This is a genomic window from Micromonospora sp. GCM10011542 (assembly GCF_042650685.1).
Lineage (GTDB): Bacteria > Actinomycetota > Actinomycetes > Mycobacteriales > Micromonosporaceae > Micromonospora.
Genome location: NZ_JBHSBO010000021.1, coordinates 19,586 through 34,117, shown reverse-complemented (window position 1 = coordinate 34,117; position 14,532 = coordinate 19,586). Strand labels below are relative to the sequence as shown.

Here is a 14,532-nt window from a genome sequence, read left to right as displayed (position 1 = left end):
GTCGAATCGGTTCGCGTCGGGTCGGCTCGTGTCGAACCGGCCCGCGTCGAACCGGCCCGCGTCGGGTCGGTCGATGTCGGGCTGGCCCGCGTGGGGCGGGTCGCGGTGGGCCGCGGTCATGTCACGGCCGGGAAGCCGGCGGCGGAGGCGAGGGCATCCAACTCGGCGCGGAGTTCGGCCGCCGGGGGATAACCGCCGTCGCGCTCCAGCAGCAGCGCCGGCGGACGTTGCCGGGCGCAGAGCGCGCCGACCAGATCCAGCACCGCCGGCGGCACCGGATCGGTGTGCGTGTCGTGGTAGAAACCGCCGTGCTCGGCGCCCCCGGCCACGTGGGCGTACGCGACCCGCTCCAACGGCAGCCGGCCGAGCAGGGCGAGCGGGTCGGTGCCCCGGTTGCGCGCGTTGGCGTGCACGTTGGCGACGTCGAGCAGCAGCAGGGCGCCGGTGCGGTCCAGGATCTCGGTGAGGAAGTCGGCCTCGTCCAGCTCGTCGTCGGGCCAGTCGAATAGCGCGGCGATCGGCTCCAGGGCGATCGGCACCGGCAGGTCGGCCTGCGCCCGGGCCACGTTGGCGCAGACCGCGTCGACCGCCTCCCGGCTGCGTGGCAGCGGCAGCAGGTGCCCGGCCTCCAGGCCGCCGGCCCGGACGAAGGCGATGTGCTCGCTGACGAGCGGCGCGTCCATCAGCCGTGCCACCGCGGCCAGGTGGGCGACCCGGGCCGGTTCGACCGGCTCGGCACCGCCGAGGGAGAGCCGCACCCCGTGCGGCACGACGGTCACCCCCCGCCCGCGCAGCTCGGCCAGGCCCGTCGGGAGCGGCCCGGCCGGGTTGAGCGACTCCGCCACCACCTCGACGAAGCGCAGCCCGGGCAGGTCGGCCACGAAGCCGGCGATCTCCGGGCGCCAGCCGATGCCGACGCCCTCGGGGCCGGTCATCCGCCGCACCCTCCGCCCCCACCGCCGCCGCCACCCCCGCAGGAGCTGCCGCCACCGCACGAGCTGCCTCCGCCGCCGTCCGTCGACCCACCGCCACTGGAGCCCGACGACCAGCCGCCGCCGGCGATGGCCTGGCGCTGGATCTCGGCCTGCTCGGCGAAGCCTGGGTCGAGGACCCAGAGCGACGCGGTGCCGTACAGGGCGACTCCCATCGCCGCGCCCGCCGCGCCGTAGGTGGCGTAAGCGGGCGCCGAGGCCGGGGCCAGGTGGGTGTGCTGGCGGCGCAGCTCCCGGAGGGCGGCGCGGCCGGCCCGGGTGCGCTGGGGCACCCGCCAGAGCAGCAGCACGGCCACCAGCAGCCCGACCATGATGAGGGCCAGGTAGCCCACCGGGCGCTCGTTGAACAGACCGGAGACCAGGCGGTACCCGCCGAGACCGAGCAGGCCGACCAGGAGCAGGTTCCACTGCCGGACGGCGGTCTGCTGCGCCTGGCTCACCAGCAGCCCGCGCTCTTCGAGGCCGGCGCGCAGCTGCGCGAGAGCGGTGCCGACCCGCTGGTCCGAGGCCAGTTCCCGGGCCCGTACCCGCTGGTGCGCGGCCCGGTGCACCGCCTGGTCCAGCGGGGTGGTCCCGGCCGGTGCGGGGCCGGTGGTGAGCAGCCGGCGGTCCGGGTCGACGCCGATCGCGCCGCTGCCGCGCAGGCCGCCGAGCGCGGCGTGCACCGCGAGCGACGGTCCGCCGTTGAGGTACGCGGCCTGCTGCGGGCCGAGCGGGCCCGGTGCGGTGTCCGACGAGCCGGCCAGCAGACGGGTGCGTCGCAGCACCGCGAGGGCGACCAGCACGGCGGCCGCCACCAGGTAGAACCGGACGAAGGTCGGGCCGGGGACACCCCAGGTGTCGCCGGAAGCGGCGTGGACGATCATCGTCTGCTCCTGTCGCCGGAGGGATCGGCGGCCCCATTGTGGAGCAGCACCGCCACGCCCGGGTGCCCGGTCCCGCCGGCGGGCTCAGCGGCGGCGCACCGCCTCCTCGACCAGGTCGAGCACCGGGCCGAGGTCGCCGGCCGGGCGGCCCATCGCCAGGTGCAGCACCAGACCGTCGTACGCCAGCTCGAGGAACTGGGCCAGCACGTCGATCGGCACGTCCTCGCGCAGCACCCCCGCCTCGCGCTGGCGTAGCAGCCGGTCCCGGGTGGCCTCGGCGATCGCGGCGGACCGTTCCGCCCAGCGGCGGGCGAACGCCGGATCGGTGCGCAGGCGGCGGGACACCTCGAGCTGGCTGCCGAGCCAGCCGGCGGTGTCCGGGGACATGGCGCCGGCCAGAAGGTCCCGCATCACCTGCACCAGGCCGTTGCGGGCCACTGTCTCGACCATGGCCGCGGCGTCGTCCTCCGCGACGGCGAGGAAGAGCGAGTCCTTGTCCCGGAAGTGGTGGAAGATGGCGCCGCGGGAGAGCCGGGTGGCCTCCTCCAGGCGGCGCACGGTGGCCCCCTCGTATCCGTGCCGGGCGAAACAGGCCCGCGCGGCGGCGAGGATCTCCTGCCGGCGCGCGTCGAGCTGGTCCTGACTTACTCTGGGCACGCGTCGATCGTCGCAGGTCACCCCGCGTCACGCAAACCGTACGTACGGCTTGGTTCGGCGGCCGCCGTCGTCGCGAGGCCCGGCGGTTACCATCGCCCGGTGACGCCGCCCCCCGCACTGCCCCCGACCGTCCCAACCGTTCCCGCCGCGCCGCTGACCGTGGCCACGGTCCAGGCCGCGCCGGCCCCCGGCGACGTCGCCGGCAACGCGCTCGCCGCCGCCGACCTGCTCCGCCGGGCCGCCGAGCAGGGCGCCCGGGTGGTCGTACTCCCGGAGCTGTACCTCTGCGCGTACCACCCACCGGCGCTGGCCGCCGACCCGGCCGGCACGCACGTCGCGGCCGACCCGCAGGGGCTGGTCGCCGATCCCCGGCTCGACCCGCTGCGCACCGCGGCCCGCGAGGCCGGTGTGAGCGCGGTGGTCGGCGCGGCCGTCCGGCACCCCGACGGCCGCGCGACCATCTCCGCGCTGGTCGTCGACCGGGCCGGTACGACCCGGGTCGGGTACGACAAGCAGCAGCTGTGGGGCGGCGAACGGGAGCTGTTCAGCCCCGGTGGACGCGGCGCCACCCTGCTCGTCGACGACTGGCGCCTCGGGCTCGGCATCTGCTACGACGGCTGCTTCCCGGAGCACGGCCGGGCCGCCGCCCTCGACGGGGCGCACGGCTACCTCTGCCCCAGCGGCTACCTGACCGGCTCGGAGCACCGCCGGGACCTGTACTACCCGGCCCGGGCGCTGGACAACACCATGTTCGTGGTGTTCGCCAACTCCGTCGGCGGCGCCGACCCGTGGCGGTTCAACGGCGGTGCGGCGGTCTACGACCCGCAGGGGCGGCCCCTGGTCCGCGGCGCCGACGAGGGCACTGCGGTGCTGGTGGCGACACTGGACCCGGCCATCCTGGCGGCCACCCGGGCGGACCACTCCATGCTCGCCGACCGGCTGCCCGACGCGGGTGCTCCGCGAGCGTCGCTGGTCGGCTGAACCCGTCGAGATCGCCGGCCGGCCGGCCCTGTCGGCGGACATCCGGGTCCCGTAGGGTGCCCGAGTGCCACTGCTCCTGCTGGACCTGGACAACACCCTGCTGGATCGGGCCGGCCCGTTCCGCCGCTGGGGTGAACGCTTCCTGGACGGCATCGGCGCGCCCGCCACGGACATCGACTGGCTGGTCTCGGTCGACGCCGACGGGTTGACCGACCGCTGGGACCTGGCCGACGCCATCCGGGACCGGTACGCGCTGCGCATCCCCTCGATCGACCTGGTGGAGGAGTTGCACGACGGGGTGGTGGCGGACACCCGGCTCGACCCGCTGGTCGCCTGCGCGCTGCGGATCGCCGACGACGCCGGCTGGGTGCCTGTGGTGGTCTGCAACGGCACGGTGCGCCTGGAGGACGCCAAGATCCGCCAGACCGGCCTGGACCGGTACGTGGCCGACTGGGTGATCTCCGAGGAGGCCGGGGTCAGCAAGCCCAACCCGCGGATCTTCGCGCTCGCCGCGCAGCGGGTGCGGATGCCGCTGCGCGGGGCGTGGGTGATCGGCGACGGTCCGGAGGCGGACATCGGCGGCGCGGCCGCCGTCGGTCTGCCCAGCGTCTGGCTGCACCGGGGCCGCACCTGGTCGGACACCCGGTTCGCACCGAGCCGCAGCGTGGACGGTCTGATCGCCGCCGTCGCCACCGTGCTGGCCGGCTGACGCGCCGCAGCCCGCCGTACCCGCTGCCCGCTGCCCGCCGCCGTCCGTCGCGCCGGTGGGCCGGCTGGTGATCGGTAAATCGGTTGACCCGGGTGCGCCGCGACCGCGAGCATGGTCGGCGCAACGTGCACCCGGGCGTGCGCCCGGTCGAGGAAGAGGAGGTCGGTCATGGCCGTCTTCGCAGGTCGCCTTCACCTGCCTCCATCAGCCTCGAGCAAGGGAACACCACCGCAGTGCGCGAACACGATCTTCCGGCGGTCGAACGCCGGACCCGCGGCAAGAGCCGCTTCGACGACGACGAACCACGACTGCTGAAGCGCGGCCGGCTCGCCGAGCCGCCGCCCGCCGACCCGGATGCCGAACCCGATCCGGACACCGGCGAACGCTGGTCCTCCTGGGACGACGCGGTGCACGGGCCGCAGCCGTACCCGGACTGGCTGGTCACCGAGCTGGCCGCGAAGGACACCGAACTCGGTGTGCTGAAGACCGGCAAGGAAGCCGACGTGCACCTGGTCCGCCGGGCGGTGCCCGGCACGGACCGATCCTGCCTGCTGGCCGTCAAGCGGTACCGGGACGCCGAGCACCGGCTCTTCCACCGCGACGCCGGCTACCTGGAGGGGCGCCGGGTGCGTCGCTCCCGGGAGAACCGGGCGATGGCCGGCCGGACGGCGTTCGGCCGGCAGATGATCGCCGGGCAGTGGGCGGCGGCCGAGTTCGCCGCGCTCACCCGGCTGTGGGAGATCGGCGCCGGTTACGACCGGATCGCCGTGCCCTACCCGGTGCAGCTGCGCGGCACCGAGCTGATGCTGGAGTTCGTCGGCGACGCCGAGTCCGGGCTGGCCGCACCCCGGCTGGCCCAGCTGCGACCCGACCCGGCGCAGCTGCGTGACCTGTGGTCCCAGTTGGTGGACGCGCTGACCGTGCTGGCCCGGGCGGGCTACGCGCACGGCGACCTGTCGCCGTACAACCTGCTGGTGCACCGGGGCCGGCTGGTCGTCATCGACCTGCCGCAGGTGGTCGACGTGGTGGCCAACCCGCAGGGGCCCGAGTTCCTGGCCCGCGACGTGCGGGTGGTGAGCGCCTGGTTCGTGGCCAGAGGCCTGCCCGCCGAGCGGGCCGACCCGGGCGCGCTGACGGGGGAGCTGCTGCGCGAGGCGGGAATCCGCTGAGCCGGCCGCGCCGGGCGGCGGCGATGGCCGCCCGGCGCGCCCGTGCCGGTCACTGGAGGTAGCGCTCCACCTCCGGCTTGGGGCGTACGCCCTGGGCGTCGGGGTCGCCGTGGGTCTGCCGGGCGGCGCGTCGGCGGCGCAGCAGGTCCCAGCACTGGTCGAGGGACTCCTCCAGGTTGCGCAGCCGCTCGCGGGCCTCGTCGTCGGTGCCCGCCTCGTGGGCCTGCGCGTCGGCGCGCAGCTTGTGCTCCTCGTCGACCAGCTCGGAGATCCGGTTCAGAATGGTCTTGTCGTCCATGACAAGAGCGTGGCACAGGGGGCCGGGCATCGCCCGGATTCCCCCGTCGCCGACCGGCTACGTCACACCGCCGGCGCACCCCCCGCTCGCCCACGAGGTCCGTGCAGGTGACCCCGGCGGCGCCGTCGCCACCGTGCCGCGCCGCCCCGCCGCCTGCCGGCGCCCCGCCGGCCGCCGCTCGCACGCGTCGCCGGAGTTCCCGCCTTCGCCCCCTCGCGGGTCGACCGGTCCGACGTCGTACCGTCCGGCCGCCCATCGGCCCGCGGCTTCGATTCGTTGGGAACCCGGTTGCCGGGGAGCGGCCCGGCCGGTATCGGCGCGGACACCCCTGGCATTGACCAGGGTCGGAGCGTCACCGCGCAGTCCGAAGAGGATGGTGCGGAGGCTGTCGCGCGGCCAGGGGACGGGCGTGGTGGCGGAATCTCACCGACGGAGGGTCTGGAGGTGCCCCGGAATTGGTGAGATGCTTCCGTCGCCCAGAAGGTGAAAGTTCCACAGTCTTGGCCGCCCAATGTGGACACATGGGAGGGGCGAGACGGCAAGGAGACGTGGTAAACGATGTCCCAGGTGTCCGATGCCGGCCCCGCCCCTGTCAGCACCGAACCCCGGACGATTCCGCTGCGCCGCGCCCTTCCGGCGCTGGTCCGCGACCCGCTCGGTGCCCTGGTCGGTTTCGCCGACGCCGCCGCCGGTGAGGTGGTCCGACTGAACCTGGGCACGTTCCGCCCGTACCTGGTCAGCCACCCCGAGCACCTGCAGCGGGTCCTGCGCGACAACGTTGCCAACTACACCCGCGACGGGGACGGGCTGCTCTGGCGGCCGGTCCGCCGGATCGTGGGCGACGCGATCCTGGTCGCCGAGGGCGAGGTGTGGGAGTCCAGCCGGGGCGCCCTGCAACCGCTGTTCACCGCCAAGCGGGCCGAGACGCTTGTCGACCGGATGGCCGAGGCGATCAACGAGGCGGTCGACGAGTGGCTGGAGCCGGCCACCCTGGGCAAGCCGATCGACGGCGGCGCCGAGCTGACCCGGATCGTGCTGCGGACCACCATGCGGGTGCTCTTCGCCGACCGGATCTCGGTGCCGGACGCGCTGCGGGTCAGCGCCGCGCTTGACACCCTCACCACCGCGATGCTTCCGCGCCTGCTGGTGCCCTTCGTGCCGTACGCGGTGCCGATGCCCGGCGACCGACGCTTCCGCGAGGCGGTGCGGACCATCGACGAGGTGGTGCTGCCGATCATCCGGGAGGCCCGTGCCCGGCCCACCGACGGCGACGACATCATCTCCACCCTCTGCCGGCCGCGCGCCGACGGCAGCGAACCCGACGAGTACGCGATCCGCGGCGACGTGGTCGGCATGTTCTCCACCGCCACCGAGACCACCATCGCCCTGCTCTCCTGGCTGTGGCCGGTGCTGTCCTCCCGACCCGACGTGGCCGACCGGATGACCGACGAGATCGAGCAGGTGGTCGGTGCGGAACGGGTCGGCCGCGAGCACCTTCCCCAACTGCGCTACGGCCGCATGGTGCTCGACGAGATGCTGCGGCTCTACCCGGCCGGCTGGATGATCCCGCGTACCGCGGTCGGCGACGACGTGCTGGGCGGCGTGCGGATCAAGGCCGGTGGCACGGTGCTGGTCAGTCCGTACGTCACGCAGCGGATGTCGACGTTCTGGACCGACCCGGACAACTTCGACCCGGAGCGCTTCGCCCCGGAGCGGCCCCGGCGGCGCTACCGCTACTCGTACTTTCCGTTCGGCGGCGGCCCGCACCAGTGCCTCGGGCAGTACCTGTTCCTGCTGGAGGCGCAGCTCATCGTCAGCACCGTGCTGAGTCGCTACCGCTTCCAGCTGCGCCACCCGGTGGACCTGGCTCCCCGGCTCGGCGCCTCGCTGCAACCCAAGCAGCGGGCCGAGCTCGTGCTGACCCCGGTCGCGCGTCCGGTCGTCGGATGAGCGGGGCACCGCCGCCGGTGGACGCCGGTCGGGACGCCATCGCCGAGCAGGGCCGGGTGTGTGCCCTCGCCGTGCGCGGCGTACGCGACCTGCAGGACGTCACCGCCGCCCACCCGGAGCTGTTCGATGCCGCGCCGTTCGACCCGGCGCTGCTCAGCTCGGTGGCCACCGTGGTCGCCTTCATCGCGCCCTGGCACACCGCCGCCGAACTGCGGATCACCACCCGTACCGTGCTCTGGGCCTTCGCGGCCGACTGGCAGGTCGACTACCTCGCCCGGTCCGCCGACGACGTCCGGCAGGTGGTGACCGACTGCCTGGCGGTCGCCGACGGCGCCGCCCCGCCACCGGGGCGCCACCTCGCCCGGCTGCTGGCCGACCTGCGCGACGAGCTGGCCACCGTGCCGGCGTTCGCCCGGCTGCGCCCGGTCTGGCGCGACGAGTTGGCGCGATTGTTCGCCGCCGTCTCCCGGGAGTGGGACTGGAAGAACCTGCCGACCGACCCGTCCACCGGGCGACGCCTGCCGGACCTCGACGGCTACCTGGACAACGCCGACAACTCCGCCTGCTCCTTCGTCAACGTCACCCACTGGATCGCCACCGGCGACGAGGGGACGCTCGCCCAGCTGACCGACCTGCTGCACGTCGGCCGCGGCGTGCAGCGCGTCCTGCGGCTGGTCAACGACCTGGCGACGCACGGGCGGGACGCCGAGTGGGGCGACCTGAACGCCCTGTCGCTGGTCGCCGACCCGGCCGAGGTGACCGGCCGGCTCGACGAGCTGACCGCGCACAGCCGAGCCGAGATCGCCGACCTCGCCCGGAGCAACCCCCGCCAGGCCGACTATCTGCACCGGCAGATCTCGTTCACCGGCGGCTTCTACCAGGTGTCCGACTTCTGGGGCGCCCGATGAGCGGCGGGCGGCCGCACGTCCTGCCAGCCCCGACGGCGGACCCGGCGACGGTGCAGGCCCGCGAGCTGATCGCCGGCCTGGCGCTGCGGCCCTGGGGTCAGGTCGCCGCGTCGGTGTACGAGACCGGCCGGCTGGTCGCCGACGCGCCGTGGCTGGTCGGGCACGAGCAGCGCGTCGCGTTCCTGCTGCGCACCCAGCGCCCGGACGGCGGCTGGGGGCCACCCGAGGGGTACGCGCTGGTGCCGACGCTGAGCGCCACGGACGCGCTGCTCACCGCGCTGGCCAAGCCGGGCCGGCGGGGCGCCGCGGACGGGCTGGCCGAGCCTGCCCGGCGCGGACCCGACCTGGTCACACCGGTGGCCCGGGCGCTGCGCGTGCTCGCCGGCACGCTGCTCGCCGTCGACGCCGCAACGCTGCCGGACACCCCGGCGCTGGACATCATCGTCCCGGCCCTGGTGGCCTCGATCAACGAACGACTGGCCGGGCTGGAGCGGTCCGTCGTCGAGCGGCTGCCCGCCGCGCCGCTTCCGCTGCCCCGGGGGCTGGGTCCGGACCGGCTGCGCGCGGTCCGGGCGGCCGTGGCCGCCGGTGTCGAGCTGCCGCCGAAGCTGGCGCATTTCCTCGAGGTCCTGGGCGCGCCGCCGACCGATCCGCGACCCACCCGCACCGCGGTGGGCGCCTCGCCCGCCGCGACCGCGGCCTGGCTGGCCTCGGCCGGCCCGGACGCCGGCCCGACCGCCCACGCCTTCCTGCGTGAGCTGATCCGCGACGGCGGGGGCCCGGTGCCCTGCCCGACGCCGATCACCGTTTTCGAGCGGGCCTGGGTGCTCAGCGGGCTGCACCGCGCCGGCATCCCGGTCACCGCTCCGCCTGTCGTGCTGGACAGCCTTACCGGCGCCACCGCCGGCAGCGGCATCGCCACCGGTGACGGCCTGCCCACCGACGCCGACACCACCTCGGTCACGCTGGACGCGCTGGCCCGGCTGGGCCGCCCGGCGGAACCGGCGAGCCTGTGGGCGTACGAGACGGCGGACGGGTTCTGCACCTGGCCCGGCGAGGACGGCTTCTCGGTCACCACGAACGCGCACGTGCTGGACGCCTTCGGTCAGCACCTGGCCCGGCGGCCGGACGCCGACCCGCGGTACCGCCGCGCCGTCGAGCGGCTTTCCGTCGTGCTGGCCGGGCACCAGCGCGCCGACGGCGGCTGGCAGGACCGGTGGCACGCCTCGCCGTACTACGCCACCGCCTGTTGCGTGCAGGCGCTTGTCGAGTTCGGTCGGGGCCCCGCGGCGGCCGAGGCCGTCGACCGGGCGGTGCGCTGGGTGCTCGCCACCCAGCGGCCGGACGGCTCCTGGGGCCGGTGGGCCGGCACCGCGGAGGAGACGGCGTACGCGGTGCAGGTGCTGCTGGCAGCGCCGACCGGTGCGCCGGGCCTCGACGACGCGGTGGCGCGCGGTCACGCGTTCCTGCACGCACCGGGCGGAGGGGAACACCCTCCACTGTGGTACGGCAAGGAGCTGTACTGTCCTACCGCCATCGTCCGCGCGGCGGTGGTCGCCGCCTGCCGGCTGGCCGTAGCCCATCTGGGCGGTGACCGTTCGATGGCGGATTGCGGTTACCGGGCAACAAAAACAGCGACTTGAGGGGTTGTGTGGACACTGCTAGCGTACGCACAGCCTCAGCCCCGCACGCTCCGCTGCGGTGGGACGTCGCCCTTCATGATCACCCGTTGATGAGCTGAGTCAACGCCCGGCCTGGGACGGTTCAATGCGTTCTCGCGGTACCAGTATCCGCACCAAGGTTGTCGCCCTTCTGCTCTCCCTGGTCGCGCTCTGGATGTTCGCGGCGTGGGTCACCCTGCGCGACGGCTTCAACCTGCTCGGTGTCCAGCTGATCAACACCAGGGTGTACGAGCCCAGCGAGCCCCTGCTGCAGGAGCTCCAGCTGGAGCGGCGGCTCACCCAGGCGTACCTGAGCAACCCCGACGCCGAGCAGCGGACCGCCCTGGAGGCCGAGCAGCGCAAAGCCGGCGAGCTGGCCGGCGACTTTGCCGAATCGGTCCGGAACTGGCAGGTCGACGTGGCCGGCAGCTCGGCCCTCGACCGCCAGCTGGACGCGACGATCACGCAGCTGGACGGGCTCGGCAAGACCCGCGAGGCGGTGCTCGGCCGCAGCATCGACCGGATCGCCGCGGCCGACGCGTACACCGACGCCATCGAGTCGATCTTCCGGGTCTACGACGTCACCGGCAGCCTCGACGACAAGGAGATCGCTGCGGACGCGGCGGCCCTGATCCAGCTCAACCGGATGAAGGAGCTGGTCTCCCAGGAGGACGCGCTGCTCAGCGGCCTGTTCGGCAACGGCCGGATGAGTGGCCCGGAGTACGCCCGCTACGTCAGCCTGGTCGGGGCGGAGCGGTTCCTCGGCGAGGAGACGCGGGTCCGACTGGCCGAGGCCGACCAGCGGCGCTACCAGCAGCTCGTCGAGGGGGACGCGTTCACCCGGCTGCGGGCCGTGCAGGACGGCATCATCCGCGAGGGGCGGCCGACGACCCAGCTCTCCATCAGCGCCGAGCAGTGGCGCGGCACGGTGGAGCCGGCGCTGGCCGAGGTGAACGACGTGGTGGCGGCCGGCGGTGAGGGCATCGTGGACCAGGCCACCGGCGTCGCGGTGATGGTCGTCGTCCGGCTGGTGCTCGCCACCGGTCTGGGCCTCCTGGCCGTCATCGCCTCCGTGATCGTCTCGATCACCACGGCGCGGACCCTGCTGCGCCAGCTGGACCGGCTGCGCAAGGCCGCCTGGCAGCTCGCCGACGAGCGGCTGCCGCGGGTGGTGGAGCGGCTCGGTCACGGCGAGGAGGTCGACGTGGCCACCGAGGCGCCGCCGCTGGAGTTCGGCACCGACGAGATCGGCCAGGTCGGCAAGGCCTTCAACGCGGTCCAGGAGACGGCGATCCGTACCGCGGTCGAGCAGGCCGAGCTGCGTCGCAACGTCCGCGAGGTGTTCCTCAGCCTGGCCCGGCGTACCCAGGCCCTGGTGCACCGCCAGCTCACCATGCTGGACGCCATGGAGCGCCGCGAGCACGACGCGGAGGAGCTGGAGGACCTGTTCCGGGTCGACCACCTCGCCACCCGGATGCGGCGCAACGCGGAGAACCTGATCGTGCTCTCCGGCTCCACCCCGGGCCGTGCCTGGCGGCGGAACGTGCCGATGGTCGACGTGGTACGCGGCGCCGTGGCCGAGGTCGAGGACTACACCCGGGTCAACGTGCTGCCCCTGGGCGCGGTCTCACTCGCCGGCCGGGCGGTCGGCGACATCATCCACCTGCTCGCCGAGCTGATCGAGAACGGTCTGTCGTTCTCGCCGCCGCACACCACCGTCGAGGTCCGCGGTCAGCTGGTGGCCAACGGGTTCGCCATCGAGATCGAGGACCGGGGCCTCGGCATGAGCGAGGAGGACCTGGCCGCCGCGAACCACCGGATCGTCGACCAGTCCGAGCTGAACCTCGCCAACGCCACCCGCCTCGGGCTCTACGTTGTCAGCCGGCTCACCGAGCGGCACGGCGTGCGGGTCCGGCTCAAGGAGTCCGCGTACGGCGGCACGACCGCCGTGGTGCTGATCCCGGCGGAGCTGGTCACCGACGACGGCACCGACCCGGACGACTCCGGCGCGTTCCGGGCCGGTTCGCCGGCCACCCCGACGACGGCGAACGGTCCGGCCGGCGGGGCCGACGGCGCACGCCCGGCCACCCTGGCGCCGGTCGCGCTGGCCGCACCGAGCGCCGAGGCGCCGGCCGCACCCGAGCCGGACGCCCCGACCGCACCGGTGGCTGCCCCGGCGCAGGCGCAGGACGCCGGCTCACCGGTGGCGCGGGCCGACGGCGGCGGCGCGGAGTCGGCGCTGCCGACCCGCCAGCGGACCGCGCCCAGCGCGGCGGCCCCGCAGGAGCTGCCGACGCGGGCACGTCGCGCCCCCGGGCAGCCCGCCCTGGACGGTCCCACCGTCCCCACCGGCCTGCCCGCGGTGGACCCCGCGCCGTCGGACGGCACCGCCGGCACCGCCGGCGCCGACCGGCGCGCCGGCACCGAGGGCGGGCCGGCCCCGGCCCGGGCCGAGACCGACCGGAGCGGCTCCGGGCTGCCCGTCCGGGTCCGCCAGGCGAGCATCGTGCCCGAGCTGCGCGACGACCCGGCCGCGACGCCGGACACCGACGACGAGGACGTGGTGCGCCCGCCCGAGCAGGTGCGCCGGATGATGAGCTCCTACCAGACCGGCACGCGGCGGGGCCGCACCGACGCGGCGAAGCTGATCGGCGGCGCCGCCGGCGCCCCGCCGGCCGAGCCGGCCGACGAGGATCCACCAACGACCTGACCGGCGCCCGTGGTGCGGTTTCCGTGAGGCATGACGGTCAACCCCAGACGAGTACGGCGACAAGCCGGGGGAGAAGAGGACGACGAGTGGCCCAGAAGACGGCTTCGAGTGCCGACCTGACGTGGTTGCTGGATGATCTGGTGGGCCGGGTGAAGCAGGCCGAGCATGCGGTCGCGCTCTCCACCGACGGGCTGCTGATGGCCTCATCGCAGGGGCTGAGCCGCGACGACGGCGAGCACCTCGCGGCGATGGCGGCGGGCATCCAGAGTCTGGCCCGCGGCGCGGGCAAGCGGTTCGGCGGCGGGCAGGTGCAGCAGACGATCATCGAGATGCAGTCGTCGTTCCTGTTCGTCACCGCGGCCGGCCGCAACGCCTGCCTCGCGGTCCTGGCCAGCGAGGACGCCGATGTCGGTCTGATCGCGTACGAGATGGCGATGCTCGTCACCCGGGTCGGCAAGTACGTCGCCTCACCGTCGCGCAACGCCGAGCAGCCGGCCGGCGAGAAGTAGCGGCCATGACGGTGCAGGGAGAATCCGCAGAGCAGCAGTGGGTGGATGACCATGCGGGCCCGGTGGTGCGCCCGTACGCGGTGACGCGGGGGCGGGCCCGCCCGGTCACCGGCACGTTCGACCTGATCTCCCTGGTCACCGCGACCCGCGCGGACGTCACGCCGGAGGTGGGTCTCGGCCCGGAACACCTGGCGATCGTCGGGCTGTGTCAACGCATGCAGTCCGTCGCCGAGATCGCGGCCCACCTCGACCTGCCGGTGGGTACCATCCGCGTCCTGCTCGGCGACCTGGTCGCCCGCAGCCTGGTGCAGGTCCGCGAGCCGCACACCACGGCCGGTCTTTCCGACAACAGCATCTTCGAGGCGGTAATCAATGGACTACGGGCACTCTGACCGGCCGGCGGGAGCGACCCCACTGCCCACCGCGATCAAGATCCTGGTCGCCGGCGGCTTCGGCGTGGGCAAGACCACCATGGTCGGCGCGGTGAGCGAGACCCGACCGTTGCGTACCGAGGAGGTGCTGACCGAGTCCGGGGTCGGCATCGACGACCTGTCCGGCGTGGAGGCCAAGACCACCACCACGGTGGCGATGGACTTCGGCCGGATCACCATCAGCGACGACCTGGTGCTCTACCTGTTCGGTACGCCGGGGCAGGACCGGTTCTGGTTCGTCTGGGACGAGTTGGCGCTGGGTGCGATCGGCGCCGTGGTGCTGGCCGACACCCGCCGGCTGGCCGACTGCTTCCCGTCGATCGACTACTTCGAGGGCCGGGGCACGCCGTTCGTGGTCGCGGTGAACTGCTTCGAGGGCGCCCGGCAGTACCGGCTCGACGAGGTGCAGGCCGCGCTCAACCTCGACCCGGGGGTGCCGGTGCTGCTCTGCGACGCGCGCCAGCGGGAGTCCTCCAAGGAGGTGCTCATCACGCTGATGGAGCACGCCATGAAGACCCGGGAGGCTCGCCGCCGCGCGGCCGCCACCGACTGACGGACGTTCCTCGCGGAGCCGTACGGCTGCTGATCGACTCCCTGTCGCCGACGTGGCGGTATCCCGATGCGGAGGATCCGGCCACGTCGGCGACCTGGAGTTGATGATCTGTGGACGAAGCACTCGGGCGAACGCCGC

At 74.3% G+C, this 14,532-nt stretch carries 14 protein-coding genes; 10 read left to right on the top strand and 4 right to left on the bottom strand.

Annotated features, from left to right (window positions below; translation table 11 throughout):
• Positions 1 to 116: 116 nt before the first annotated feature.
• From ACFOW4_RS06990 to ACFOW4_RS06980, 3 genes are all read right to left on the bottom strand, one after another.
• Entirely contained in the window at positions 117 to 935 is an 819-nt protein-coding gene (locus ACFOW4_RS06990) for a DUF692 domain-containing protein (RefSeq protein ID WP_377525563.1), read from the bottom strand.
• The gene (locus tag ACFOW4_RS06985; protein ID WP_377525561.1) at positions 932 to 1,858 is read right to left on the bottom strand and encodes a TIGR04222 domain-containing membrane protein; all 927 of its coding nucleotides are present in this window, start codon (positions 1,856 to 1,858) and stop codon (positions 932 to 934) included. The genes ACFOW4_RS06990 and ACFOW4_RS06985 overlap by 4 nt, the downstream gene beginning before the upstream one ends.
• Positions 1,859 to 1,942: 84 nt before the next feature.
• Entirely contained in the window at positions 1,943 to 2,515 is a 573-nt protein-coding gene (locus ACFOW4_RS06980; RefSeq protein WP_377525558.1) for a TetR/AcrR family transcriptional regulator, read from the bottom strand.
• Between the two features lie 99 nt (positions 2,516 to 2,614).
• Between ACFOW4_RS06980 and ACFOW4_RS06975 the strand changes: the two genes are divergently transcribed.
• From ACFOW4_RS06975 to ACFOW4_RS06965, 3 genes are all read left to right on the top strand, one after another.
• Positions 2,615 to 3,496 carry a carbon-nitrogen hydrolase family protein gene (locus ACFOW4_RS06975; protein ID WP_377525556.1) on the top strand — a complete coding sequence of 294 codons (882 nt, stop codon included), beginning with the start codon at positions 2,615 to 2,617 and terminating at the stop codon, positions 3,494 to 3,496.
• Between the two features lie 64 nt (positions 3,497 to 3,560).
• A complete protein-coding gene (locus ACFOW4_RS06970) occupies positions 3,561 to 4,205 on the top strand; it encodes an HAD family hydrolase (protein WP_377525553.1) in 645 nt (214 codons plus the stop codon).
• Positions 4,206 to 4,438: 233 nt separating this feature from the next.
• A complete protein-coding gene (locus tag ACFOW4_RS06965; RefSeq protein WP_377525552.1) occupies positions 4,439 to 5,374 on the top strand; it encodes a serine protein kinase RIO in 936 nt (311 codons plus the stop codon).
• A 49-nt stretch (positions 5,375 to 5,423) separates the two neighbouring features.
• Here ACFOW4_RS06965 and ACFOW4_RS06960 read toward each other — a convergent pair whose 3' ends face one another.
• On the bottom strand, positions 5,424 to 5,672 hold the full coding sequence (locus ACFOW4_RS06960) for a DUF2630 family protein (RefSeq protein ID WP_377525550.1): 249 nt from the start codon (positions 5,670 to 5,672) through the stop codon (positions 5,424 to 5,426).
• Positions 5,673 to 6,284: 612 nt separating this feature from the next.
• On the opposite strand from ACFOW4_RS06960, the gene ACFOW4_RS06955 reads away from it, so the two are divergent.
• From ACFOW4_RS06955 to ACFOW4_RS06925, 7 genes are all read left to right on the top strand, one after another.
• A complete protein-coding gene (locus tag ACFOW4_RS06955; protein ID WP_377525616.1) occupies positions 6,285 to 7,622 on the top strand; it encodes a cytochrome P450 in 1,338 nt (445 codons plus the stop codon).
• On the top strand, positions 7,619 to 8,530 hold the full coding sequence (locus ACFOW4_RS06950; RefSeq protein ID WP_377525549.1) for a terpene synthase family protein: 912 nt from the start codon (positions 7,619 to 7,621) through the stop codon (positions 8,528 to 8,530). The genes ACFOW4_RS06955 and ACFOW4_RS06950 overlap by 4 nt, the downstream gene beginning before the upstream one ends.
• On the top strand, positions 8,527 to 10,173 hold the full coding sequence (locus ACFOW4_RS06945) for a prenyltransferase/squalene oxidase repeat-containing protein (protein ID WP_377525547.1): 1,647 nt from the start codon (positions 8,527 to 8,529) through the stop codon (positions 10,171 to 10,173). Before ACFOW4_RS06950 ends, ACFOW4_RS06945 begins: the two co-directional genes overlap by 4 nt.
• Before the next feature lie 124 nt (positions 10,174 to 10,297).
• On the top strand, positions 10,298 to 12,901 hold the full coding sequence (locus tag ACFOW4_RS06940; RefSeq protein WP_377525546.1) for a nitrate- and nitrite sensing domain-containing protein: 2,604 nt from the start codon (positions 10,298 to 10,300) through the stop codon (positions 12,899 to 12,901).
• An 86-nt stretch (positions 12,902 to 12,987) separates the two neighbouring features.
• Positions 12,988 to 13,410 carry a roadblock/LC7 domain-containing protein gene (locus tag ACFOW4_RS06935; protein ID WP_377525544.1) on the top strand — a complete coding sequence of 141 codons (423 nt, stop codon included), beginning with the start codon at positions 12,988 to 12,990 and terminating at the stop codon, positions 13,408 to 13,410.
• 5 nt (positions 13,411 to 13,415) lie between these two features.
• A complete protein-coding gene (locus ACFOW4_RS06930; protein WP_377525543.1) occupies positions 13,416 to 13,802 on the top strand; it encodes a DUF742 domain-containing protein in 387 nt (128 codons plus the stop codon).
• Entirely contained in the window at positions 13,783 to 14,394 is a 612-nt protein-coding gene (locus ACFOW4_RS06925; RefSeq protein WP_377525541.1) for an ATP/GTP-binding protein, read from the top strand. Before ACFOW4_RS06930 ends, ACFOW4_RS06925 begins: the two co-directional genes overlap by 20 nt.
• Positions 14,395 to 14,532 lie beyond the last annotated feature (138 nt).

Bases quoted from the DNA above. Each gene is read 5' to 3' on its own strand.
- ACFOW4_RS06950 (WP_377525549.1), top strand. From the start codon at position 7,619: ATGAGCGGGGCACCGCCGCCGGTGGACGCCGGTCGGGACGCCATCGCC.
- ACFOW4_RS06930 (WP_377525543.1), top strand. From the start codon at position 13,416: ATGACGGTGCAGGGAGAATCCGCAGAGCAGCAGTGGGTGGATGACCAT.
- ACFOW4_RS06940 (WP_377525546.1), top strand. From the start codon at position 10,298: ATGCGTTCTCGCGGTACCAGTATCCGCACCAAGGTTGTCGCCCTTCTG.
- ACFOW4_RS06960 (WP_377525550.1), bottom strand. From the start codon at position 5,672: ATGGACGACAAGACCATTCTGAACCGGATCTCCGAGCTGGTCGACGAG.
- ACFOW4_RS06985 (WP_377525561.1), bottom strand. From the start codon at position 1,858: ATGATCGTCCACGCCGCTTCCGGCGACACCTGGGGTGTCCCCGGCCCG.
- ACFOW4_RS06990 (WP_377525563.1), bottom strand. From the start codon at position 935: ATGACCGGCCCCGAGGGCGTCGGCATCGGCTGGCGCCCGGAGATCGCC.
- ACFOW4_RS06945 (WP_377525547.1), top strand. From the start codon at position 8,527: ATGAGCGGCGGGCGGCCGCACGTCCTGCCAGCCCCGACGGCGGACCCG.
- ACFOW4_RS06925 (WP_377525541.1), top strand. From the start codon at position 13,783: ATGGACTACGGGCACTCTGACCGGCCGGCGGGAGCGACCCCACTGCCC.